The organism is Fructilactobacillus sp. X2R5C2, from assembly GCF_059901375.1.
The window spans coordinates 408,603-432,376 of the sequence record NZ_JBWXUX010000001.1 but is presented as its reverse complement, the minus strand read 5'-3'; the positions used below and the strand labels follow the sequence as shown (position 1 = coordinate 432,376).

20 protein-coding genes and 2 pseudogenes are annotated in these 23,774 nt (G+C 40.0%); 14 read left to right on the top strand and 8 right to left on the bottom strand.

Annotated features, from left to right (window positions below; translation table 11 throughout):
• The first annotated feature begins 80 nt into the window (after positions 1-80).
• The 6 genes from AC6UD2_RS02160 (at position 81) to AC6UD2_RS02135 (ending at position 4,449) form a co-directional block, all read left to right on the top strand.
• Positions 81-284: a hypothetical protein gene (locus tag AC6UD2_RS02160; protein WP_039143513.1), complete on the top strand. Its 204-nt coding sequence runs from the start codon at positions 81-83 to the stop codon at positions 282-284.
• Entirely contained in the window at positions 262-732 is a 471-nt protein-coding gene (locus tag AC6UD2_RS02155) for a DUF2335 domain-containing protein (RefSeq protein ID WP_082019945.1), read from the top strand. The genes AC6UD2_RS02160 and AC6UD2_RS02155 overlap by 23 nt, the downstream gene beginning before the upstream one ends.
• A gap of 442 nt (positions 733-1,174) precedes the next feature.
• On the top strand, positions 1,175-2,350 hold the full coding sequence (locus tag AC6UD2_RS02150; protein ID WP_500697890.1) for an amidohydrolase: 1,176 nt from the start codon (positions 1,175-1,177) through the stop codon (positions 2,348-2,350).
• A gap of 1 nt (position 2,351) precedes the next feature.
• Positions 2,352-3,188: a MetQ/NlpA family ABC transporter substrate-binding protein gene (locus AC6UD2_RS02145; protein ID WP_500697889.1), complete on the top strand. Its 837-nt coding sequence runs from the start codon at positions 2,352-2,354 to the stop codon at positions 3,186-3,188.
• Between the two features lie 192 nt (positions 3,189-3,380).
• On the top strand, positions 3,381-3,929 hold the full coding sequence (locus tag AC6UD2_RS02140; RefSeq protein ID WP_500697888.1) for a hypothetical protein: 549 nt from the start codon (positions 3,381-3,383) through the stop codon (positions 3,927-3,929).
• A 67-nt stretch (positions 3,930-3,996) separates the two neighbouring features.
• The gene (locus AC6UD2_RS02135) at positions 3,997-4,449 is read left to right on the top strand and encodes a hypothetical protein (protein WP_500697887.1); all 453 of its coding nucleotides are present in this window, start codon (positions 3,997-3,999) and stop codon (positions 4,447-4,449) included.
• Positions 4,450-4,546: 97 nt separating this feature from the next.
• On the opposite strand, the gene AC6UD2_RS02130 is transcribed toward AC6UD2_RS02135, so the two are convergent.
• Positions 4,547-4,744: a hypothetical protein gene (locus AC6UD2_RS02130; RefSeq protein WP_500697886.1), complete on the bottom strand. Its 198-nt coding sequence runs from the start codon at positions 4,742-4,744 to the stop codon at positions 4,547-4,549.
• 225 nt (positions 4,745-4,969) lie between these two features.
• On the opposite strand from AC6UD2_RS02130, the pseudogene AC6UD2_RS02125 reads away from it, so the two are divergent.
• Positions 4,970-6,877 (top strand): annotated as a pseudogene (locus AC6UD2_RS02125) (thiamine pyrophosphate-binding protein).
• 52 nt (positions 6,878-6,929) lie between these two features.
• Here AC6UD2_RS02125 and AC6UD2_RS02120 read toward each other — a convergent pair.
• Positions 6,930-7,502 (bottom strand): TMEM175 family protein, encoded by a 573-nt coding sequence (locus AC6UD2_RS02120; protein ID WP_500697885.1) that lies wholly within the window; start codon positions 7,500-7,502, stop codon positions 6,930-6,932.
• A gap of 112 nt (positions 7,503-7,614) precedes the next feature.
• Positions 7,615-8,145, bottom strand: coding sequence for a TMEM175 family protein (locus AC6UD2_RS02115; protein WP_500697884.1), 531 nt, complete (start codon positions 8,143-8,145; stop codon positions 7,615-7,617).
• A 213-nt stretch (positions 8,146-8,358) separates the two neighbouring features.
• Here AC6UD2_RS02115 and AC6UD2_RS02110 point away from each other — a divergent pair, with 213 nt between their 5' ends.
• From AC6UD2_RS02110 to AC6UD2_RS02095, 4 genes are all read left to right on the top strand, one after another.
• Entirely contained in the window at positions 8,359-8,514 is a 156-nt protein-coding gene (locus tag AC6UD2_RS02110; RefSeq protein WP_010022242.1) for a hypothetical protein, read from the top strand.
• Between the two features lie 19 nt (positions 8,515-8,533).
• Positions 8,534-9,019, top strand: coding sequence for a hypothetical protein (locus tag AC6UD2_RS02105; protein ID WP_039143500.1), 486 nt, complete (start codon positions 8,534-8,536; stop codon positions 9,017-9,019).
• Between the two features lie 150 nt (positions 9,020-9,169).
• Positions 9,170-10,243, top strand: coding sequence for an AEC family transporter (locus tag AC6UD2_RS02100; RefSeq protein ID WP_500697883.1), 1,074 nt, complete (start codon positions 9,170-9,172; stop codon positions 10,241-10,243).
• A gap of 11 nt (positions 10,244-10,254) precedes the next feature.
• Positions 10,255-11,247 (top strand): NAD(P)-dependent oxidoreductase, encoded by a 993-nt coding sequence (locus tag AC6UD2_RS02095; RefSeq protein ID WP_500697882.1) that lies wholly within the window; start codon positions 10,255-10,257, stop codon positions 11,245-11,247.
• A gap of 490 nt (positions 11,248-11,737) precedes the next feature.
• Here AC6UD2_RS02095 and rbsU read toward each other — a convergent pair whose 3' ends face one another.
• From rbsU to AC6UD2_RS02080, 3 genes are read right to left on the bottom strand one after another with little or no spacing between them, the layout of a single operon-like run.
• Entirely contained in the window at positions 11,738-12,655 is a 918-nt protein-coding gene (gene rbsU / locus AC6UD2_RS02090; RefSeq protein ID WP_039143493.1) for a ribose/proton symporter RbsU, read from the bottom strand.
• Between the two features lie 12 nt (positions 12,656-12,667).
• Complete coding sequence (gene galT / locus AC6UD2_RS02085; RefSeq protein WP_500697881.1) at positions 12,668-14,137, bottom strand: UDP-glucose--hexose-1-phosphate uridylyltransferase; 1,470 nt, start codon at positions 14,135-14,137, stop codon at positions 12,668-12,670.
• Positions 14,138-14,151: 14 nt separating this feature from the next.
• Positions 14,152-15,354: a galactokinase gene (locus AC6UD2_RS02080; RefSeq protein WP_500697932.1), complete on the bottom strand. Its 1,203-nt coding sequence runs from the start codon at positions 15,352-15,354 to the stop codon at positions 14,152-14,154.
• Positions 15,355-15,584: 230 nt separating this feature from the next.
• On the opposite strand from AC6UD2_RS02080, the gene AC6UD2_RS02075 reads away from it, so the two are divergent.
• The 3 genes from AC6UD2_RS02075 (at position 15,585) to AC6UD2_RS02065 (ending at position 20,394) form a co-directional block, all read left to right on the top strand.
• Positions 15,585-16,949 (top strand): SLC45 family MFS transporter, encoded by a 1,365-nt coding sequence (locus AC6UD2_RS02075; RefSeq protein ID WP_500697880.1) that lies wholly within the window; start codon positions 15,585-15,587, stop codon positions 16,947-16,949.
• A gap of 21 nt (positions 16,950-16,970) precedes the next feature.
• Positions 16,971-18,647 carry a glycoside hydrolase family 13 protein gene (locus AC6UD2_RS02070; protein ID WP_500697879.1) on the top strand — a complete coding sequence of 559 codons (1,677 nt, stop codon included), beginning with the start codon at positions 16,971-16,973 and terminating at the stop codon, positions 18,645-18,647.
• Positions 18,648-18,717: 70 nt separating this feature from the next.
• The gene (locus tag AC6UD2_RS02065; RefSeq protein WP_500697878.1) at positions 18,718-20,394 is read left to right on the top strand and encodes a glycoside hydrolase family 13 protein; all 1,677 of its coding nucleotides are present in this window, start codon (positions 18,718-18,720) and stop codon (positions 20,392-20,394) included.
• A 105-nt stretch (positions 20,395-20,499) separates the two neighbouring features.
• Here the strand turns inward: AC6UD2_RS02065 and AC6UD2_RS02060 are convergent.
• Positions 20,500-21,858 (bottom strand): annotated as a pseudogene (locus AC6UD2_RS02060) (SLC45 family MFS transporter).
• Positions 21,859-21,884: 26 nt separating this feature from the next.
• The gene (locus tag AC6UD2_RS02055) at positions 21,885-23,570 is read right to left on the bottom strand and encodes a glycoside hydrolase family 13 protein (RefSeq protein ID WP_500697877.1); all 1,686 of its coding nucleotides are present in this window, start codon (positions 23,568-23,570) and stop codon (positions 21,885-21,887) included.
• Positions 23,571-23,774 lie beyond the last annotated feature (204 nt).

Here is a 23,774-nt window from a genome sequence, read left to right as displayed (position 1 = left end):
ATTATATTTTTATTTATGAATAATGATAAAATAGTATTAAAGGATTCTTTATGCGTAAGTACATAAAGGAGGTAATAATTATGTATAAATATTTTAAGTTAACTTCAAAAGCTGCTAAAACCCTTAGAAGTGCTTCACTTAATTTATTGGCACCATTTATTAAAAGAAGTAAGATTAGATATAATAATTCTCCCGAATCAAAATCAATTTCTGACGACTGGAAAAAAGTTGGAGACGACATGAGAAGGGGAATTTTAAAGTATGACCGATCAGTTACCAAATGATCCCAAAGATATTAGGAACAAAGATCAACAGCTAGTTGATGATGTTAAGTCTTTACCTGAAGAAGAGAAAAAAGAAATGATGGCTTCTTTAGAAATGTATGAAGGTCCTATTCCACATCCTAAAATACTTGAAGGATATGAGCATTTATATAAAGGTGCTGCCAAAAAGATTATTGATAATGGAATTGAAGAATCTAATCATCGACGATACATGGAAAATAAAAGACAACGCAGGAGAGGGCGTTTAGCTTATATTGACTTAGTTGGCTCTTTTATCATTATTGTGATTTTGATGATACTTTCATTTTTATTGATTATGAATAATCATCCGATTATAGGTTCTATATTTGGAGGAATAAGTGTTCTAAGTGTGATTGGGAATGCTTTTGATAAAGTTGATTCATTAAGTTCAAATGATGATTTTAAAAGTAATAATGATGATAAGTAATGTTTTATGAATTTTATATTGATCTTAAAAGAAGAACATGGGAATGTAATTTTTCTTTTTAATTGTGAACCTTATTCTTTACAACCCACTATTTCTGTGGTTAAATAATGACAAAATATGAAAGGGATGAAACCAAATGACAATGATTACTACGAACTATCAAAATACTTGCTGTTGCTGTACTTGTTACATGTAGGTCGGCGTTCGTAGTTTTAGATACGGGTGTTGATCAAACGCCTGTATCTAAGTGTAGTAATTTTTGTACTCGGTTAGATACAACGAATTTTGTTAGTCTAACTGAGAGTGGTGGATTCCAACTCAATCGAATATACTAAGCTACTCTATAACGTAGTGAAAGTGGATCAGTTAGGCTAACTTTATCGTTAGTCCGACTGGTCTTTTTTATTACCTATTTCATGGTATTTCGACAGGAGATCGTCATATGAAGAGTAAAAGCATTAGTAAGATTGAAAGTCCCACCTTACTTAGTCAATTAAAAGAAATTCGGCACTATCTGCATCAACATCCTGAACTGTCCGATCAAGAGTTTAAGACTACCAAATTCATCACAAATTTCTTAGAGCAATTGGGATATAAAATTATTACTCCGGCAAGTCTGAAAACTGGTGTAATTGCGGAAATCGGTCCCAACGAGGCGTCCAATGTCATCGCTTTAAGATCCGACATTGACGCTTTACCCATTGACGAACAAACCGACTTGAACTTTGCGTCTGAGAATTCGGGGGTGATGCATGCTTGTGGTCATGATTTTCACATGGCGTCCCTAATGGGAGCGGCGGTCCTACTAGCGGATAATCAGAGTAAATTAACCAGTAAAATTCGTTTGGTGTTTCAGCCGGCCGAGGAGACGAATGCAGGCGCCCGTGAAGTGATTGAGTCTGGAGTTTTGAACGATGTTGCTGCGATCATCGGTTTTCATAATGAACCGACGTTAGCCGCTGGTGAAATCAGTGTGAGTGGCGGCGTTCAGGATGCAGCGGTTGATCAGTTCAAGGTGACCTTAAAAGGTGTTGGCGGTCACGCGGCCCATCCCAATCAAGATGTTGATCCGATTGTTGGACTAGCGAGCACGATTACGTCACTTCAGACGATTGTCAGTCGTAACATCGATCCGATTCAGCCCAGTGTCTTGTCGGTCACCCACATCGAAAGTGGCTCCACTTGGAATGCCATTCCGGATGAAGCTTGGTTTGAGGGAACGTTACGAACGTTTTCGGATGCTGACGCCAAGATGGGAAAAGAAAAATTTTATCAAATCGTTCAAGGTCAGGCAGCTACCTACGGATTGGACGTTAACATTGAATGGATCGAGGGTCCCCGGGTGCTTAAAAATAACGACGAACTTGCCAAAGTGCTCGCAGATGATGCCCACCACTACGCCAAACTGGTCAACGTTCCACCGACCCCGGGTGGTGAAGACTTCGCGTTTTATACTGATAAACTGCCGAGCGTCTTTGCGGAAGTTGGTAGTGGCGCAAACGTTGGCCTCCATCATTCTAATTTGGTGGTCGATGACGACGGTTTGATGACGGGTGTTAAATGGTTTTATCACTCAGCTTTGAGGTTGCAGGATTATTTAAAAGAGGGAGAACAGTAAGATGAAGAAGAGATATTGGATTACCGCATTAGTCGCAATTATCGTGGTTTTGTTTGGATACACGTTTGTGTACCGACCGTACCAGAAGGCGCATCAACCGCAGTCAAATAAGAAGACAATTGTTTTGGCCAGTTCACCTGGTCCCTACAGTGACTTGTTCATGAAGGGTATCAAGCCCATTCTTGAGAAAGACGGTTACAAGGTTAAAAATAAGTCGTTTTCAGTTTTACTAAATGCTGACATGGCATTAAATCAAGGTCAAGTTGACCTCAACGTTGAGCAACACGGAGCTTACATGAACAACTTTAACAAGGAAAATCATGGTGATTTGGTTTCCTTGACCAAGGTTCCAACGATCCCAACTGGTATTTATCCCGCTAAGAAGCACAGTCTAAAGGACGTCAAGAAGGGTGACACGGTTGCTATTCCTAACGATCCATCTAACATGTCGCGAGCCTTCTTAGTAATGGAAAAAGCGGGCTGGATTAAGTTGAAGAAGGGTGTTGATCCAATCAAAGCCACTAAGAATGACATCGTTGATAACAAGTATGACCTGAAATTTGATGAAATGGATTCGGCCAACGAACCACGTTCCAGAAACAGTGTAGACTACGCCATTATTCCTGGTTCCGATACTTACGGTGCCAAGATTCCCGCTAGTTCAATGCTGCTGCGTGAGAATCCACAGAGTGAGTACATGCTGCTGGCCGTTGTGAATAAGAAGAACGAACACACGAAGTGGGCGCAGGACGTTAAGAAAGCCTACAACTCCAAGCAGTTCATGAACTATATGAAGCAACACAATCAGGATCATGAGTGGGAAATTCCTGAGAAATAGTTAGGTATCATATGTAGATACGAAAAAAATCCTCCAAGTGTTTGGAGGATTTTTTGTTTCACGTGAAACTTATTTTGATTTTAAATTTACTATGATATGATATTTTGCTTGGTGCGAGTCATAAATTTAGATTGTGCATTGATTAACACAGTAATATAATTAATATATAAATTAATTAAGGAGTATTTAGGTATGAAAAAAAGCAAGGGTAGATGGGGATTATGGGTAATAATTATTATTTTAGTGATAATAATTTTTATGGGAGCAGCTTATATTATTGGTACTATGAGTAGTCATAACGCGAAACCTAAAGAAATTAGAAAAGAAGTTGTAGTAAAAAAAGATAAAAAGAACTCTAAAAAAGATAGCTCAGAAAGCAAGCAAGAATCATCAAAACCTGATGAAGGTACTTCTAATAATGCTAATGAAACCGCTTCAAATAACAAAAGTTCATCTGATTCCAGTACTAAAGATACTAATAACGCTCCTATAACTTTATCAGAAGCTGAACAATTAGTTAACAAGGTAGATGGAGAATGGCCTCAAGATGCTAAAGTTACAAGTAATAATGGGAACACCACTACTGTATCTGGCTATGCTGGTGCAAAGGGTGAAGATCATTTAACCTTTACTACAGATGGAAATAATGTCAAAATTCACGAAGAGTTTGGCACTTTAGATGGTGGAAGTTATAAACCACTTGACGATATGCCTCCACGAGACTATTCAACGACTAGATAATTAAAAATTTTTCTTGGAGGGAATTATAATTAAGCGTAGATTAATTCACAGAGTATTATTAATATCATTGTTAGCATTTGGAATAATTTTTATTTCAGGGTGTGGAAATAGTACAAGCACATCTGGTGATAACTCAACTAATGATTATGCAAAAATTGCAAAGGAAGTTTCTAAAGATCAATTTGTCGACAGAACTTCATCGGGGCAAGATAAAGATGAGATTGTTACATTTGAAGATGATGACTATAATCTTGATAAAAATGAAATGGAATTAGGCGATGTATTTGATTATGGAGAAGAAGCGCCAGTTCATTACAAAAGATTTGGAGATAAATTAAAAGTATATAAGGATGATTATCCAAAGGGTGTAACTAAATGGTACTTACAGCTACTTGATACTCCAAATAAAATTAAAATTGTAGAAACAAAGGATGGAGAAACCAAAACTCTTACTGGATACTCAGTTAATCATGAAGGCGATGTAGAAAGTAAAAAGGAAAATGATGATAGTAATTATTAAATTCTTTTTTGCTAGCATGATTGTTATGTAATTAAATATTTATACAAAAACAGGCCAACCTTCCAGTTGACCTGCTTTTTACTAAGTATTGCCAATCCTACTTATCACCATTGTTCAAAGCAATCTTTCTCAATGCTTCAAACGCATCAACGTCAATTTCTTCAGTAGTATTGTTGTTGAAAGTTACTTCGTATGAAATAATCTTTCCCTCTGATTCGTGCGGGTGGATTGAGTTAACGTTATCAACGTTAATTAAACGACCGTCACCAGTTTCTAATAATCCGTAAAAGTTCATGATTTTCACCTCCTTGTTAATATTATTACATAAGTGGTGTAAAAAGATTACTAATAACGTGCGCAAGTTGCCGCCATCTTGGGAATTAACTTCATTAGTATTAATGCGAAACAAGCGTTAGAAATATTTAATTAATTAATCAAGCCATTTTATTGCAACCGTTTTCATATCGGAGTATATTAGGGACAACAAAAGGAACACATATACTTTTGGGAGGAAAATATTATGACAGATGTAAAGAAAATCCCTGCAGCAGTAGCAATGCTTAAAGTCATTGAATCATATGGCGTTAAGGATGTTTTTGGTTACCCTGGTGGTTCCATTAACTCAACGCTTGCTGCACTTGACCAAGAAAAAGACAATATTAATTACGTACAAATTCGACATGAACAAGTGGGCGCCTTAGCCGCAGCTGCTCACGCAAAGTTAACTGGTAAGATTGGCGTGGCCTTTGGATCAGCTGGTCCTGGTGCCGTCAACTTACTCAATGGTTTGTATGACGCCAAAGAAGACCACGCTCCAGTTCTTGCCATAGTTGGACAAGTTGGTCATGACAACATGAACTATAACTACTTCCAAGAATTTCCAGAGACCCCAATATTCTCAGACGTTTCCGTCTACGACCGAATCGTCATGACTCCTGAAAGTTTGCCACACGTTGTTGACCGTGCTATTCACGAAGCATACCAAAATAAGGGTGTCGCCGTGGTTGTCATTCCAAATGACTTTGGCTTTGACGAAATCCCAGATGTTCCATACAGTTCTGCTTCAAAGACTTACGACAAGCCAGCTCCAGAACCAGTCGCATCTGACGACGAAGTCAGTGAAGCTCTCAAGATGATTAAGAATGCTAAACGCCCAGTTCTCCACGTTGGCCGTGGGATCAAGGGTAACGGCGACAAATTAATCGAACTTTCAAAGAAACTTCAAATTCCAATTATCATGGATGGATTAGCATTAGGCTACGTTGACGCTAGCTACGAAGGTAACTTAGGAACTGCTAACCGTGCCGCATCAAAGGCCGCTGACGAAATCTTAAGTACCGCTGACCTTGTAATCGCCATCGGTGGTGACTTCCCATTCGCTAAGTCAGTGTACGCAAGTCATCCATTTGCCTACATTCAAGTTGATAATTCACGAATCCAACTTGGCCGACACCACGAAGTTGACCTTCCAATCTGGTCTGACTCTGGTTCATTTATCGACAAAGCCCTCGATCAAAGCGAACAGGTTGCTCCAAGTCCATTCTTCAAGGCTGCCGTAGCCGACGAAGCTAACTGGAAAGAGTACATCAACAAGATGTTGAACGTTGGCAGTGACGAGCAAGACAAGAGTAACGGAAACTTCATGGACGAATTTAAGGACTTTGGTAAACACTTGAAGGACACCATCACGAACGCTAACTCAACCATGCCAGTTGCACCAATCTACAAATAAATCAACCGGGTTGCTGACAAGGATGCCGTCTTCTCAATCGATGTTGGTGACAACATTATCAACAGTTTCAGATACTTGGACATTCAACCAACTAACAAGTGGGTCATCTCCGCATTGTTCGCAACGATGGGTTCAGGACTTCCTGGAGCAATCGCTGCCAAACGGGCTTACCCAGATCGTCAAGTGTTCAACATTGCCGGTGACGGTGCCCTTTCAATGGTCATCCAAGACCTTGTTACTTTGACGAAATATCAACTACCAGTTATCAACGTGGTTACTTCCAACGAAGACCTGAGTTTCATCAAAGGTGAACAAGATGATCTACCAATGCAGATCTTCGGACTTCAACTTCAGGGTCAAAGCTTTGAATTAATCGCTAAGGGAATGGGCGTTGACGCTACCACGGTTCGTAACGTTTCCGAACTTCCTGCCGCCTTTGACAAAGCCGTTAAGGTTACCAAGGCTGGTCACCCATTCTTGATTGACGCTAAGATCAACCAAGACCGTGGCCTACCAGTTGAAGATTTGGTTGTTAAAATCGAAAACGGACAAGTGGTTGAAACCGTAAGTCCAAACTACTTGAAGGACAAGAATGACAACAAGACTTACACACTACCTGATTTCTTCGCAGAATACGGCGGTGAAGGCTTGTTACCACTTAAGGACTTCTTCGACAAATATGATGTTCAACTTTAATATATAAATTAAAAAGAGTTCCCACTTGGGAGCTCTTTTTTTATGGTCTAATTTATGCGCGAAATTCATCGAAGACCGTCCAGAGCGCGGCCAGGACGATTGTGAAAATAATCCCGGAAATGGGAATAAAATAGATAACGATCATGATGGCGATGCCGAGGGGAACTTCGATGAAGATGTGGGACAGATTAATTCGTTTGTGTTTTCTGAGATAGGTTTTCTCAAAGTACTTCTTGTTAGTGCGAACCATGACGTAGTCAAGGAGAAAAAATGAGAACGTCCAGATGATGTACGTGATGAAGTAGAAATATTCGGTGGTCCGACTGTACGGATAATGACTAACCCAAGCCGTCGCAACGGGCAGGATCGACATACAGAGTAAAAAGAAGATGTTGGCCGCAAAGCCAATCTCTGAAACCCGATGAATGGCCTTGGAAATGGACGTGATGTTGTACCAACAGATGCAGATAAGGGTTGCACTGATGAAATATCCCAGAAAATATGGAATTTGGTCGATCATCCCCGAAATATGGGGTGAATCGGGCGCCTTGATCTCTAAAACCATGACCGTCATGATGATGGCCATGACGGCGTCGTCGAACGCCTCCATTCTTGCTTTTGACATGTGAAAGTCTCCTTTAAATTAAACCTAGTCTTTAAAGCGAAGCGGGGCAAGGATTAGGCTTTCACATCCAGTTATCACTTAAAACAGCTGTACAAAATCCACGAAAGGGCCGTCAGAATTGAGAAGATAATCCCCAGAGTGGGAAGAAATAGATAATTACCAAACTGATCAGGGCGCAACTCACTTCAATTGCTAAGTGAAAACGATTAATTCGTTGGTGCTGTTTAATTTTGTCGTTTGAGAACTCCCGTTGATTACCTTTGACTAAGAGATAATCCAATAGGTAGTAAGACAGGTACCACACGATGAAAACGAAGAAATAGAAGTATTCGGTGTGCCGACTGAATGGAAAGCGGGCGACCCACGCCGTTGCCATCGGTGCTGGTGACATGCACAAAAGAAAGAGAATATTACTCCAGAAAGCCGGCTTGGAGACAACCTTGATTGACTTGAAGATGTTCATCAGATTGTACCATCCCGTACTGATCATGAGGGCACTGATAACGAAAGCCGCAAAGTAGGGTAATTGTTCGATAATTCCACTAAAACTGGCGGTTTCTGGGACCTTAATTTCGAGGATCATGATGGTCATAATAATGGCGATGACCGCGTCATCACATGCTTCCACTCGACTTTTGGGCATATTAATCACTCCTTTAATAATGATATAAAAATATGCTAAAGAAAGTGGTTAGTCAAGCAGAATTTTCTGGTTGGTATGCATTGGGAACTTAATTAGATTTAGTATTATGTAACATAAATTAAAAAACGCGCAAAAAATTGAGCAAATTTCCCGGCTTGTGGGCGTTTAATGGTAAAATGAATGTAATCACAAGTGTATATTGGAGATGACGTAATGAGTTTTAAAAAGATCGTTAACTGGTTTTTAGTCGCATTCTGGATCGTAACCTTTGTCGTATTGGCCATGGGCTTCAGCATGGTATCAATGTATATGATGGTGATTGGGATGCTGATTCATAGTTTAAATTGTGTCTTAGGTGACAAACTATAAATTTATAAGGAGGAATTAGATGTTTAAACCAATTTTATTGATTATTACCGTAATTGCCTTAATCATTGCGGGTTATTTGTATTGGACGAATCGGGATCGTGCCGACGATAAGAGTTATATCAAGAGCTGGAAATACTTCGTGTTCATCTTATGTATTTTGGTTGCTGTCGTAACTTTTGCCGTTGCCACCAGAAACATTTTGTCGGTTGCGGGTTTCGTGATCGCATTTATCCTATTTATTTACTACCTGGTTCGCTACTTCGTCGTAGCTTTGGGAAAGCACTACAGTTGGGATCAGACCGTTTTTCTGAAATACTTTAGAAGAGGTGTGTACGCATTAATTGCGACATTAATTTTCTTCATCGCGTTCTACTGCTCATCAAACAACCAGTTGGATATGCTGCACCATCGAGAGATCACTTCACATCTTCAGATGAAGCAGAAGAAGACTCATAAGGAAAAGATGAGAATGGAGAAAAAGGATAAGAAAGCGGAAATGAAATAGTTGAAGGAAGCCCTTGGTGGGGCTTTTTTTATTTCTAAAATCCGCCTTGTCTCCAATTTATTCCCTATGGTAAGATTATTATCGTGAAAAAATTCATTTTTACGTACTTTACTGTGCGTACGATAATATTCTACTTGGAGGTTAACGTTCATGAACGTTATGCAAGCAATTGAGAAGACCGTCACTAATGCGGGAATCATTAGTTCGATCACCTCAACGATTTTTATTATTTTACTGGGTTTCTTTTTACGTAAGAAGAACATTTTTACCGATAAATTCGGGAAGATGTTATCAAAGGTCGTCTTGACCGTCGCAATTCCAGCCCTGGCGCTGAACTCATTCATGCAGCCAATCAACAATGACACCCTAAAAGAGGGGATGAATGTCCTGCTGTGGGGCTTCATCATCTACATCATTTTGATTTTCGTTGCGCCACTACTTTATCCCAGACAGGATAAGGATAAAAAAGAAGTCATGGGAATTTTAACTACCTTCGGTTCCACGACCTTCTTTGGAATTCCGATTGTCGGTGCGGTTTTTGGACCCAAAGGAATCATGTACAGTTCTATTTTCAACATTGGTTACCGGGTTTTCCTTTATTCATACGCCTACATTAGAATGTCAGGTTTGAAAATGGAAATGAAGAACATCAAGAAAATGTTCCTCAATCCGGTTGTGATCGCCACCTTCCTAGGACTTTTCCTGTGGTTGGGACAAAATTATGTTCCACATGTAACAGTCCAAACGATGTTAAATGGTCTCCCTGGCAAGGGCACTAGCAGTGTGGCTTTCTACCGGATTGACCAGACCGCCTTGTGGCTCTGGAAACCCTTGAACTACTTGGCTCAACTTTCCTCGCCGTTGGCTTGGCTATCAATCGGTGTGACTCTTGGTTCCATTTCGTTCAAGCAGGCCGCTTCCAACAAGCTTTCTTGGTACTACAGTTGGAACAAGGTGATCATCGTTCCGTTGTTCAACCTGATCGCTTTGTCAGCTCTTTCAATGATTGGAATCATGCCAATGAGCTACGTGGCAATCGCTACGATCGTGATCATGATGGCAACGCCAACCGCCACGGTGGCTTCGGCTTACGCAATCAGTTTCAATCGAGATCCAATCCTAGCTTCTAATGCGTCCTTCCTATCAACAATCCTGTCAGTAATCATGATGCCAATCTGGATTGCCTTACTGGAAGTCATCAATAACTCCGGAATTATCAAATAAAGAGGTCTAAAATGTTTAAAATTACTGCGTACGGGGTGCGTCCCGTCGAAGTTAGCTACTTCAAAGATTTAAATAAATACGATTACGAGTTGAACCTAGTTTCCGAAATGTTAGATCACGAGAACGCCATTGATTCTAAAGGATCGGATGGTGTGTTAGTTCGGGGAAATTGTCTGGCTGACCGTGAGAATTTACAAAAATTTGCTGATTGGGGCATTAAGTACGTCTTCACGCGCACGGTTGGATACGATCACATTGATTTGAAGGTTGCTAAGGAACTTGGTATTAAGGTTGCTCGCGTTCCCGGATATTCGCCATACGCCGTGGCCGAACTGGCGATGACACTCGGGATGAGTTTGTTTCGAAAAGTGGCTTCTGAGATCAACGCCACTCATGACGGCGATTTTATCGTGAACGATTCCTACTTCAGCCGTGAAATTCATTCCAGTACCGTTGGCATCATTGGTGCTGGTCGGATTGGTCGGGCAGAAGCCAGCTTGTACATTGGGATGGGCGCAACCGTGCTTGCCAATGACGGTCACAAGGTTGACGCTTCCGAAATTGACGAATATGTTCCAATTAATGAATTATTGAAACGTTCTGATATCGTTTCGCTACACGTTCCCTACATTAAAGGTAAAACCGATAACTTAATTAGTACCGACCAAATTAATTTGATGAAAGACGATGCTATTTTGGTTAACACTGCTCGTGGTCAAGTAGTTGATTTAAAGGCTGTTGATGATGCACTTGCTGCCGGTAAATTAGGTGGATACGGTGCTGACGTTTTGATTGACGAATCCAACATTTTTGGTCATGAGTTCAAGAGTGTCAATGACATCAAGAATCAGGAAGTCGTTGGTTTAATGAAGAAGTATCCGAACGCAATTGTTACGCCCCACGTTGGTTCGTTTACAGAACCCGCTTTAACGGATATGATTACCGTTAGTTATGATAATTTTCATGAAATGGTGACGACGGGCAGGTCTAAGAACGAGATTTAAGAGTAAAAGGGAACATTCGAAGAAGCAATTGGAAAATGGTAGAATAAATCATTTAAAATAATGGTTCATTTCAGACAATTATGTTGTATAATAATAAATGAAGATTGTGCAATGTGCTTATCAATTGATAGGGTTGATGGGATTGAGTTGTTGGTAAATTACTTTTTAATTGTCATGTCTGTTTAAATGTTCAAATAATATATCTATTAATCGGATGATTAAATGTGATAAAGTACTAATCGTGATAGATACGATAATAGATGTAAATAATTCATGGGATCATCGGTTTTTAGTAGGATTGATGATCAAAAGCCCATCGGTTTGTTCCCGGTGGACTTTTTTACATAAAAACACATAAAAAGGCTGAAACCCCAATCGGTTTCAGCCTTTTTGGTACTATAGGTCTCGCTAATGTGGAGACATTGACAGATGGTGCCATTCCCACTAACGCAGGGATACTCGTTACTTATATCATAACATGTCAGATTAATTAAATAAATGCCGTAACGGCGGAAGCAAAGACAATGAGCACCAATCCAAGATAGGTCAGGGTCATTTCCTTGGGTGTCTTTCGCTGGTGCAAGAAGTAAATTCCCGTCAGAGTTGAGACCAGGACGGCTAACTGACCAAGCACGTTGGCAGTTGCCAGTCCGTTCATGTCCGGTTGAGCCGAGATTAAGTACATTAACATCCCGAAGCCTTGTGACAATCCGGCTAAGATATTCTTATATGAAACGGATTGCACAAAGACGTTTTCGTCCTTTAGATTCCACAAACCATAGATCACGGCACAGAGCACCATTCCGACGGCTTGGGGAAGAAAAGCATGATTTCCGTCCATTGGCTGCATTCCCGGCAGTAAGGCCTTCATTGATGGCATGATGACAACCTGGGGAGCGGCCGAGTAAATTAAGTATCCAAAGGCACCGATAATCTGGAAGATCGTGGCCTTCTTTAAAGCACCCTTATTGGTTGATTCTGGATTTTGAACCCAGGCGGTCAAAGTAGCGCCTAAAATCACGATGATTAATGCGGCAAATCCCAGAACTTTTCCAATGATGCCGGTCCAGTCTCCGAGGACAAATACTCCCCACAGAGACGTCAGGATCAGTTGGAGAGCCGTGGTAATGGGCATGACCCGTGATGATCCGACTAATTTGAATCCTTTGAACTGCATGATTTGACCAAAGCCCCAGCCGAGACCAGAAATGACGCCAAAGGTGGTACTAATCCAGCCTGGCAGTGCCAATCCTTCAATAAAGAAGAGGACGACCGCAAAGATCAAGGTTCCAAGCGTCGCACCCAAAATCTGGTTGGCGGGTTTTCCACCAATCTTCGATGAAATCGTGGGAAAGAGTCCCCAACCGATCATCGGTCCTAAACCAATCAATATCGCTAGCCAATTCATAATAACTACCTCCTAAAGTGTATTAATGAATTTGTGAAACGCCGCGGTTCCCTTGTCGTCAAGCTTGAAGACCCCAGCGTTTTCCAAGACGTGCATAAAGGTGATCCCGACTTCTTTGTCGATCACGTCTTGGACGTTGTCGGGATTGAGATTGTAATTTTGTTTAAGCTGCTTCGCCCAGGGAACGTGGTAGTCCGCGATGTCGTTGGGCTGGCCCAAGAGGTCTTTTTTGACTTCAGCCAATTCGGACTTCAGTCGGGCGGGTAAAATAGCGCGACCCATAACTTCGATCAGGCCGATGTTTTCCTTCTTAATGTGTTGATACTCGGCGTGGGGATGAAAGATCCCATCGGGATATTTCGCAGACGTCTGGTTATCACGCAGAACCACGTAGATTTCAAACTGACCCTGGTCGTTCATTCGGACAATCGGAGTGACCGTGTGATGAGGAGTTCCGTCGCTCTCAGCGCGGACAGCAACGGATGGATCCGAGTATTTTCGCCACTCGTTTAGGATGTGTGTCGCTAGGTCAATCAGTTCATGGGTTTCCGTACCAATCAGGCGAATCGTTGACATCGGCCAATTTAAGACTTCGGCTTTTACGTCTGGATAGCCGTTTACGGCGAATGCAAATCGTGCTTTAGCTTTCATCATCGGAAACGTGTGGTATCCTCCTTGATAATGTTCGTGGCTCAGAATGGAACCACCGACAATTGGGAGATCCGCGTTACTACCGACAAAGTAAGTAGGAAACATTTGGACAATTTCAATTAAATTCGAAAACGTCTGCGCACTAATTTTCATTGGTTCGTGAACGTCGTCTAAGAAGATGCAGTGCTGGTCAAAGTAGGCATAGGGCGAATACTGAAAGCCCCACGATTTGCCGCCGATCAACAGATCAATAATGCGATGGTTGACCCGCACGGGGACCTGCGCATTGCCGTAGTAACCCTCGGTCTGTGCACACAAATTACACTCTGGATAACCAAAGTGGGTGTTCTGACCAGCCTTCGCAATGTCCCTGGGATCCTTCTCAGGTTTTGACAGGTTAATCGTGATCTCAAGGTTGCCAAACTTGGTGGCGGTGTCCCAGTGCAAGTTTTTCTTGATTCTTTCGGTCTTAATGTAGTTATTTTGTTGACTTAGTTGATAAAAGTAGTCCGTCGCCTGTTCTGGTGAATTATGATAAAGATTCCAGAATCGCTCGTTGACATTGCTGGGTAGGGGCGTATACAGATTTGTCAGCTCCGCCTCTAAGAGTTCGCGGTTTTTCAGTGTGTCGTCAATCTGATGGTTCTGAATGGCCACGTTGATTAACTGACTGACCGTTTCCAGAAGCGCATCGGATTCGGCTTTGCCTTCAACGTTTCCTTCGCCCACCAAGTGATACAGATAATTGATTAAATAAGTCCGGTCCATTGGTTGGTACGTCTGATTGGTGCTAATCACCTGATCGGCGTAGTGTTCCACTAAATTCTTCATAATGTTCACCGATCCTAAATCTGAATTTCTCGTGGTCCGTCGGCGATGTTAGCGATGTAGAAATCAGCGTCGTAGCCGAAGCGGTAGTTGTACGTGTCGCCAACGTTTTTGGTAAAGCGGTCAATCTGGTCAGCGGGAACGATGGCAATGGCACAACCACCGAAGCCCGCACCGGTCATCCGAGCTCCGATCGCACCGTTTTTCCAGGCTTCGTGAACCAACGTGTCTAGGTTCGGCCCCGTGACCTCGTAGTCGTATTCCAGTGAAATGTGAGACGCGTTCATCAGGCGCCCAAATTCATCCACGGCGTTGTTCCGTAAAGCTTTAACAGCACGCAAGGTGCGTTGATTTTCGGAGACCGCGTGTCGAGCGCGTTTCAAAAGGGTGGCGTTGTTAATGGTGTATGTGTACTCGTCAAATTCGTCATTGCTCATGGCGCCAAACGAGGAGAAGTCGGCGACCTTATTGACAAAGGCCAGGGCTTCTTCACATTCTTTACGACGCTCGTTGTACTTGGAATCCTTTAAGCCCCGTTTCTTGTTGGTGTTCATGATAACAATCTTGTAGTTGCCGAGTTTGATCGGAACCAGGTCACTCTTCATCGTGTTCGTGTCCAGCAATATCGCCGTGTTCTTCTGTCCCATCTCAACGGCGTACTGATCCATGATGCCCGAGTTGACCCCGATGTCGGTGTTCTCCACGTGTTGGCCGAGTTTAGCCAGTTCGGGTCCGGAGAAAACGTCACCGAACTGGTCGTTTAAAATCTTGCCGAATAACATTTCGATGGAAGCCGAGGACGATAAACCGGATCCGTCCGGTAGGTTACCGTAGATTAGGATGTTAAAACCGTGGTCCAACTGGTGTCCCTTATCGGCAAAGGCCTTGAACATGCCCTTGGGATAATTGATCCAGCCGTCGTCACGGTTGATGTTCAGGTCGTTTAATTGAAACGTATTGATGCCAGTGTCTGAGAAATTTGTCGAGTAGATCTTGACCTGATTGTCAGTTCTTGGTGTCACTAAGGCGTAGGTTCCAAGGCTGATCGCACACGGAAAGACGTAGCCGCCGTTGTAGTCGGTGTGTTCACCGATCAGGTTGATTCGACCCGGGGCGAAGTACGCCTTGGTTGGTTTTTGTTGGTATAAATTTTTAAATTTACTGGTTAAATCACTAATGATCTTGTTGGTTGAAATTACTTTTTTGGTCACCACAAACATCTCCTTAAAAATCACTTTATCTGATGTTAGTTCTATATCAAGAGTAAGCGTTTTCAAATGGGAAAGCAAGAGCTTTTATTCTGAAAAATAATTGTTAATGTATGAGCTTCATTGTGAAATTATTATTATAAATGTAAGCGCTTTACTTTGGAAATTATCATATTATACTGAAATTGTGATCACAAAGAATTTGTTAAAAAGTAATAAATTAATTAAACAGGAGGATAGTTATGGATGAATCTCAATCTAAAACTAAACCTAAGAAGAACACGCTTCCTAGATTAAGCTTGTATACAATTTTTGCGATGACCTTTGGATTTTTTGGTGTAAATATGGCGTTTTCACTTCAAAGTTCACAAATGGGACGTATCTTTCAGACAATTGGTGCGGATCCAACTAAGTTGGGTTTCTTTTTCTTGCTCCCACCATTAGCTGGTATGATTGTGCAGCCTTTGATTGGTAAATATTCAGATGTTACCTGGAATCGTTTTGGAAGAAGGATGCCTTATCTCTTAGTTGGAGCTCCAGTAGCTGCCATTGTACTTGTATTATTGCCAAATGCTGGTTCATTTGGTTTTGGTTATGGATCATTTGCAGCTTTGATGTTTGGTGCCATTACGATTGCTTTAATGGATGTGTCATCGAATGCATGTATGCAGCCGTTTAAGATGATTGTTGGTGACATGGTTAATGAAGATCAAAAAGATTTAGCTTGGTCATGGCAACAATCATTCTCAAACCTTGGTGGTGTCTTTGCCACCTTACTTCCATTTGTATTAACGGCAATTGGCATTTCAAACGTTGCTCCTAAGGGGGTCGTTCCGTTATCTGTAAAGATTGCATTTTATACCGCTGCGGCAGTGCTGTTAATTACATCTTTGTATACCATTTTGTCAGTTCACGAGTATAGTCCAACGCTTTATGCGAAGTATCATGGAATTGATGTAAATACTCAAAAGACTAAAAGCAGCTTGTTTAAATTGTTAAAAAATGCTCCTCGTCCGTTCTGGGAAGTATCATTTGTTCAATTCTTTAGCTGGTTTGCCTTTCAATACTTATGGACCTATGGAACTGGTTCAATTGCGAAAAATATCTGGAATGCTACTGATCCAGCATCTGCTGGGTATCAAGCAGCCGGGAACTGGTTTGGTATTTTGTCAGGAGTTGAAGCTTTAGCGGCTGCCATTTTTGGATTCTTAATTTTGTCACGGACAAAACCCAATTCACGTAAAATGTGGTATCGAATTGGATTGTTCGCCGGTGGAGTTGGATTTATTTGGCTAGCATTTATTCATTCACAAGCTCTTTCAGTAGTTGCCTTTGTTCTAATCGGAATTGCCTTTCTGGCTATGCAGTCTGAATCTTTATCCATCGTTACTGAATCATTAAACGGTGCTGATGAAGGTGCATATCTTGGGCTCTTTAATATTAGTATCTGTATGCCACAAATCATTGTTTCATTAGTAAGCTTTGCCATTTTCCCACTGATTGGGAAATCAATGCCCGGAATGATTTTGGTAGCAGGAATTATGATGTTGCTTGGCGTGTTGGCCGTTAGTGTCATTCACGTAAAACCAATTGAAACGCAAAAATAGTTTTTAATTTAGGAGTTAATCATGAAAAATAACAGATGGTGGAAAAATTCAGTTGTATATCAAGTCTATCCACAAAGTTTTCAGGATAGTAATGGCGATGGAGTTGGCGATCTAGACGGAATTAGAGAACGACTTCCATACATTAAAAAGTTAGGTGCCAATGTCATTTGGCTTAATCCAATCTATGTCTCACCCGAGGTTGATAATGGCTACGATATTGCCGATTATCGTAAAATCAATCCCAAGTATGGCAATATGGAATCATTTAATAAATTACTAGATACGGCCCATGATTTAGACATTAAAATCGTGATGGACCTAGTGGTAAACCATACGTCGACTGACAGTGAATGGTTCAAAGAAAGTAAGAAGTCTAAAGACAATCCGTATCGAGATTATTATTTCTGGCGTGACCCAGTTGATGGTCATGCACCAAATGATTGGGGCTCGTTCTTTACCGGATCTGCTTGGAAATATGATCCTGCTACTGGTCAGTATTACCTGCATTTCTTTGCTGACGAGCAAGCTGACTTGAACTGGGATAATCCGAAAGTTCGGGAGGAAGTCAAAAACATCATGCGTTTCTGGCTTGATAAGGGTGTTGACGGATTCCGGATGGACGTTATCAACATGATTTCTAAGCCAGAAGGATTGCCCGATGCACCTAAACTTAAGAATGCTTTGTACGCTGAACCAGGTAAAGACGTTCTAAATGGTCCTCATCTGAACCAGTACTTAAAAGAATTAAATAAAGATGTTCTTTCACATTATGACGTCATGACAGTAGGGGAAATGCCTTCATCAACCCCTGACGAAGCGCTTGAATACACTGGGTTTGATTCTCACGAATTAAACATGGTCTTCCAGTTTGATCACGTTGGGTTATCTCCTAATCCTGACAAACGAATGGATAAGTGGAATGATCAACCAGTGAAATTAACTGAACTTAAACAAGTGTTCAATAATTGGGAAACAAAATTGAATGGTAAGGGGTGGAACTCTCTTTACTGGAGTAACCATGACCAACCACGAGTCGTTAGTCGTTTTGCGACTGATGATCCCCAATATCGTGAATTAGCGGCTAAAATGCTAGGAACGACACTTCATATGATGCAGGGGACACCCTACATTTTTGAGGGTGAAGAACTTGGGATGACCAACGCTCACAAAGAGGATCTGAGTCAGTACGAGGATATCGAGTCACTTAACGCCTATGATCAATTTGTGAACAAAGAGAAGTTGGTATCTCCTACTAAGATGATGAGTTATTTAGCTAATATCTCAAGAGATAATGCAAGAACTCCAATGCAGTGGGATGATTCGAGAAATGCTGGATTTACCACAGGGACACCTTGGTTTGCGGTTAATAAGAATTACCATGAAATTAATGCCGCTAGTGAAGTGAATGATCCTCATTCAGTATTTACCTATTATCAGAGTCTAATTAAGTTACGAAAAGATAATCCAATCATCATCGAGGGAGGTTTCGAACTGCTTGATCCTGACGATGATCAGGTCTTTGCCTACAAACGTCACTATAATGGTCAAACGCTATTCGTTGAGAGTAACTTTACCGATCAAGAATTAAGTCGTGATTATGATGTTCCTGTTGATGCAAAAGAATTAATTGGGAATTATAATGATGATATTGAAGGTAAGTTGCGTCCTTATGAAGCAAAAGTTTATTTAAGTAAATAAAAAATGGGCTCATCAAACCATACCTTGATGGGCCTATTTTTATAAGAAGTTTAGTTGAGAGGTGTAAATTATGAAAAAGAATCAATGGTGGAAAAACGCAGTTGTATATCAAGTTTACCCACAAAGTTTTCAGGACAGTAACGGTGATGGAGTCGGTGACCTAGACGGGATCAGAGAACGGTTGCCATACATCAAGAAGTTGGGTGCGAACGTGATCTGGCTCAATCCGATCTATGCCTCACCTGAAGAGGACAACGGCTACGACATTTCGGATTATCGCCAGATTAATCCCAAGTATGGTGACATGGAATCATTTCAAAAACTGTTAGACCGAGCTCATGAACTCGGAATTAAGATTGTGATGGATCTGGTGGTCAATCACACGTCCGATCAGCACAAGTGGTTTCAAGAGAGCCGAAAGTCCAAGGACAATCCATACCGTGATTACTACTACTGGCGTGATCCGGTGGACGGTCACGCGCCAAACGACTGGGGTTCCTTCTTTAATGGTTCCACGTGGAAGTACGATGAACAGACGGGTCAGTACTACCTTCATCTCTTTGCGGACGGACAACCCGATCTGAACTGGGAGAATCCGAAGGTCCGAGAAGAAGTTAAGAGCCTGATGAAGTTCTGGTTGGATAAGGGGGTTGATGGCTTTCGGATGGACGCCATCAACCTGATTTCTAAACCAAAGGGATTGCCTGACATGCCAAAACCTGAAAATGCGAAATATTCCGTTCCGGGTGCGGGCGTCTTGAATGGCCCTCGACTGAACGAATTTCTCAAGGAATTGAATCAGGACGTCTTGTCAAAGTATGACATCATGACCGTTGGTGAGATGTCAGGAACCAAGCCGGAACAAGCGCTGGAATATACCGGTTTTGACGCGCATGAACTCAACATGGTCTTTCAGTTTGAGCACGTGGAATTGTCGCCTAATCCAGACCAAAGACTAGGAAAATGGAACGATCAACCCATTAAGTTGACCGATTTGAAACGTGTCTTTAACAACTGGCAGACCAAATTGCATGGCAAGGGCTGGAACAGTCTGTACTGGAGTAATCACGACCAACCACGTGCGGTTAGTCGGTTTGCGACTGACAAGCCAGAGTACCGTGAACTCGCGGCCAAGATGTTAGGAACGACTTTGCACATGATGCAAGGAACGCCATACATCTTTGAGGGTGAAGAGCTCGGGATGACCAACGCTCACAAGGAAGATCTGACCCAGTACGAAGACATTGAAACGATTAACGCCTACGACCAATTTGTGAAGAAAGAGAAGCTCGTTTCCCCAACCAAGATGATGAGTTACTTGGCTCATATGTCACGGGATAATGCGAGAACGCCAATGCAGTGGGATGATTCCAAGAATGCTGGTTTTACCACTGGTACACCGTGGTTTGCGTTAAACAAGAACTATAAGGAAATTAACGCCAAGGATGAAGTCAATGATCCCAACTCCGTCTTTGCTTACTACCAGAAGTTAATTGAAATGCGTAAGAATAATTCAATCGTCATCGAAGGTGACTTCGAACTGCTAGACCCAGATGATGAGGAAGTCTTTGCCTACAAGCGTCATTATCAAGGCGAAACTTTGTTGGTTATCAGTAATTTCACGGATCACGAGGTAGAACGTGACTATAAGTTGCCTGATGAGGCTGAGGAATTAATTGGGAATTACAAGGATAATTTAAATAAAAAATTACGTCCTTATGAATCAAAAGTTTATTTAATAAAATAGTGAAGTAAAATAGGCACATCAAGCCATACCTAGATGTGTCTATTTTTATATAAAAATGACTTCCAATATTAATTTAATGTTGGAAGTCACTCATGTATAAACATATTATTTTGAATTCTCTTTAGTAAATGATGTCTTAATAGCACTTACACTAACAGTTCCTAATAACATTGCAATTCCAGCTACAAGTATCATTGCTGGCATTGAATCTTTGAGGATTGGAAACAATCCAAAACTGACGATAGAAGCAATAATTTGTGGTAAGCAAATGCTACAATTAAATAATCCTAGATATGCTCCCTCGTGTTTTCCATTTAGTGATTCAGTAAGTAATGAAAATGTTACCGAATTAGTGATGACAAATGTTATTCCTAAAAGAATGAATGGAATTAATGATAATAATTTATTATGTGTGAAGAACAACATAATAAATGCTAGTCCGCCAAGAACTAAACCTACACGATACATAAACTTTCTTTGATAGGGTTTAGTACGTGATAAAATAAGAAACGCGAAAGCAATTCCAGCTAAAGCTTGTATGGAAGATAATACTCCAAACCAATTACCAGCAGCTTGATACCCAGCAGAAGTTGGGTCAGTAGCATTCCAGATATTCTTTGCTAAAGCACCTGTGCCATAAGTCCATAAATATTGTGTTGCAAACCATGTAAAGAATTGTACAAGTGAAATAGTCCAAAAATTACGTGGTGCTTTTTTGAGTAAATAAAAGAAGCTTACTTTTTCTTTATATGCATTTTTATCAATATTGTGGTATTTAGCATAAAGATCTGGATTATATTCTTTTACGGAGAATACGGTAAACAAAGATGTAAATAATAAAGCTGCCGCACCAATGTAGAATGAAATTTTAACTGATTGAGGTACGTCCCCCTTAGGTGCAATATTAGATATTCCAATAAAGGTTAGTAGGAACGGAAGGAATGGAGCAAGTAATCCCCCAATATTAGCGAAAGCTTGATTATATGACCAGGCAGTATCCTTTTGATCTTCATTTACCATATCACTGATGACCATTTTATATGGTTGTTGTACAGCATTTGAAAAAACGTCTAATAAAAGGATTGCAATTGCACCCAATATCAAAGACCAAATGGATCCGTACCCTAATCCTAATGAACCTACGTTTGGAAATAATACAAGCATAAGAGCAGTTAAAGGGCCAGCTACTAGAAGATATGGCATCCTTCTACCAAAACGAGTCCAAGTACTGTCTGAATATTTTCCGATTAATGGTTAAACTATCATTCCTGCGAGAGGTGGAAATATAAAAAAATATCCTAACTTAGTGGGGTCCGCTCCAATTGTTTGAAAGATACGTCCCATTTGTGAACTTTGTAAAGCACCTGCCATATTTGAACCAAAAAATCCAAATGTCATTGCAAAAATTACCATCATACTTAAAGTAGGTAGGGAATTTTTCTTAATTTTTTTGATTTTATCCATTTTGTTTTCCTTTCAAGAACTTAATCTTAAATTTTGTAAGCCTTAACTTCATATGGTCTTAAAGTGTCTTCTTTATCATTAGTAGAGTAATTTTTAATTAAAATTTTCTTATGTTGACTTAAATGATAATTACGTTTTACTTCGTGATCCGTAAAGTTAGCTATAACAATTATTTTTTCATTTTTGTATTCACGCTCATAAGCAAATATTTCATCATCAGTTTTGTTACCAGGTAGTAATTTGTATGTACCTAAAGTAATAATTGGCATAGTATGTCTTAATTTAATTAGTTGGTGGTAAAATGAAAAAATAGATTTTTCGTCATTTATTTGTAAAGCTGCATTAATTTTTGAATAATTTTTATTTATTGGAATCCATGGTTTTCCAGTGGTGAAACCAGCGTTTTTTTCATTGTTCCATTGCATTGGTGTTCTAGCATTATCTCTGGATTTGAAATTTAAATATTTCATCATTTTCTCTGAAGAAACTAAGTGATTTTTTTCTACTAGTTCATGATATGCATTTATAGATTCAAGATCTTTAAAGTCTTTTAAATTATTAAAGCTAGTATTAGTCATTCCAAGTTCTTCACCTTGATAAATATAAGGTGTTCCCTGCATGAAATGTAAAACTGCAGCCAACATTTTAGCTGAATAAATACGATATTTAGATGAATCATTTCCAAATCTTGAAACGACACGAGGTTGATCATGATTATTCCAATAAAGAGAATTCCAAGCTTTTCCATATAGTTGTTGTTGCCATTTAGTTAAATTATCACGTAATCTTGATAGGGTTGTTTGTTCATCATTCCATTTACCTAAGTTAGGATCCTTATTTGCATCTAAATTCATATGTTCGAATTGAAATACCATGTTTAATTCAGAATTGTCTAAATTAGCGTACTTTTTGGCTTCATCAGGAGTAGCCCCACCAGTTTCACCTACAGTTATCCAATTAAATTTTTTTAATACTTTTCGATTCATTTCTTTTAAATATTCATGAACATGTGGTCCATTTTCTATTAATGGACTAGGATTTCCATAAGTCATTTCTTTGTCTGATTTGGGCGCATTAGGTAATCCGTCAGGTTTTGAGATTTGTGAAATAACATCCATTCTGAATCCATCAATTCCCTTATTACCCCACCAATTCATCATTTTAAATATTGAATCTCTTAATTTTGGATTTTTCCAATTCAAATCGGGTTGCTCTTTGGCAAATAAGTGTAAATAATATTGTTTAGTTTTTTTATCAAATTCCCAAGCAGAGCCAGAAAAGTATGATCCCCAATTATTAGGTTCATGTTCGTTTTTTGGATCACGCCAAAAATAATAGTCTCGGTAAAAATTGTTTTTTGATTTTTTGCTTTCCTGGAACCATTTATTCTGATCAGAAGTATGATTAACAACTAAATCCATCATAATTTTTAGTCCTAATTTGTGCGATTCCTTTAGAAGTTCATTAAAATCATCCATTGTTCCTAGTACAGGATTGATTTTTTGATAATTAGAGATATCGTATCCTCCATCCACATCTGGAGTTTTATAAACTGGATTTAACCATATAACATCAACTCCTAATTTTTTTATATAATTTAAACGATTAATAATTCCCTGAATATCACCTATTCCATCTCCGTTACTATCTTGAAAACTTTTTGGATAAACCTGATATACTACAGCATTTTGCCACCATTTTATATTTTTCATAATTTAATCTCCTATAAGTTAAAATAAACATTCCAACATAGTTATTTATAGTTACTATTATATTTTTTTGCAAGCGGTTACATTTGTGATGTTATACTCATTGCACTCTGATGGTTGATAGATGTAGGAGAACAAAATTTAAAAGTCAGTTAATAAAAAAGACATCTTAATTGTCTAATTAAGATGTCCTTTATTTTGTATATA

Bases quoted from the DNA above. Each gene is read 5' to 3' on its own strand.
- AC6UD2_RS02120 (WP_500697885.1), bottom strand. From the start codon at position 7,502: ATGTCAAAAGCAAGAATGGAGGCGTTCGACGACGCCGTCATGGCCATC.
- AC6UD2_RS02080 (WP_500697932.1), bottom strand. From the start codon at position 15,354: ATGTTTGTGGTGACCAAAAAAGTAATTTCAACCAACAAGATCATTAGT.
- rbsU (WP_039143493.1), bottom strand. From the start codon at position 12,655: ATGAATTGGCTAGCGATATTGATTGGTTTAGGACCGATGATCGGTTGG.
- AC6UD2_RS02145 (WP_500697889.1), top strand. From the start codon at position 2,352: ATGAAGAAGAGATATTGGATTACCGCATTAGTCGCAATTATCGTGGTT.
- AC6UD2_RS02070 (WP_500697879.1), top strand. From the start codon at position 16,971: ATGAAAAATAACAGATGGTGGAAAAATTCAGTTGTATATCAAGTCTAT.
- AC6UD2_RS02130 (WP_500697886.1), bottom strand. From the start codon at position 4,744: ATGAACTTTTACGGATTATTAGAAACTGGTGACGGTCGTTTAATTAAC.
- AC6UD2_RS02140 (WP_500697888.1), top strand. From the start codon at position 3,381: ATGAAAAAAAGCAAGGGTAGATGGGGATTATGGGTAATAATTATTATT.
- AC6UD2_RS02110 (WP_010022242.1), top strand. From the start codon at position 8,359: ATGAGTTTTAAAAAGATCGTTAACTGGTTTTTAGTCGCATTCTGGATC.
- galT (WP_500697881.1), bottom strand. From the start codon at position 14,137: ATGAAGAATTTAGTGGAACACTACGCCGATCAGGTGATTAGCACCAAT.
- AC6UD2_RS02105 (WP_039143500.1), top strand. From the start codon at position 8,534: ATGTTTAAACCAATTTTATTGATTATTACCGTAATTGCCTTAATCATT.
- AC6UD2_RS02115 (WP_500697884.1), bottom strand. From the start codon at position 8,145: ATGCCCAAAAGTCGAGTGGAAGCATGTGATGACGCGGTCATCGCCATT.
- AC6UD2_RS02150 (WP_500697890.1), top strand. From the start codon at position 1,175: ATGAAGAGTAAAAGCATTAGTAAGATTGAAAGTCCCACCTTACTTAGT.
- AC6UD2_RS02100 (WP_500697883.1), top strand. From the start codon at position 9,170: ATGAACGTTATGCAAGCAATTGAGAAGACCGTCACTAATGCGGGAATC.
- AC6UD2_RS02095 (WP_500697882.1), top strand. From the start codon at position 10,255: ATGTTTAAAATTACTGCGTACGGGGTGCGTCCCGTCGAAGTTAGCTAC.
- AC6UD2_RS02065 (WP_500697878.1), top strand. From the start codon at position 18,718: ATGAAAAAGAATCAATGGTGGAAAAACGCAGTTGTATATCAAGTTTAC.
- AC6UD2_RS02075 (WP_500697880.1), top strand. From the start codon at position 15,585: ATGGATGAATCTCAATCTAAAACTAAACCTAAGAAGAACACGCTTCCT.
- AC6UD2_RS02055 (WP_500697877.1), bottom strand. From the start codon at position 23,570: ATGAAAAATATAAAATGGTGGCAAAATGCTGTAGTATATCAGGTTTAT.
- AC6UD2_RS02155 (WP_082019945.1), top strand. From the start codon at position 262: ATGACCGATCAGTTACCAAATGATCCCAAAGATATTAGGAACAAAGAT.
- AC6UD2_RS02160 (WP_039143513.1), top strand. From the start codon at position 81: ATGTATAAATATTTTAAGTTAACTTCAAAAGCTGCTAAAACCCTTAGA.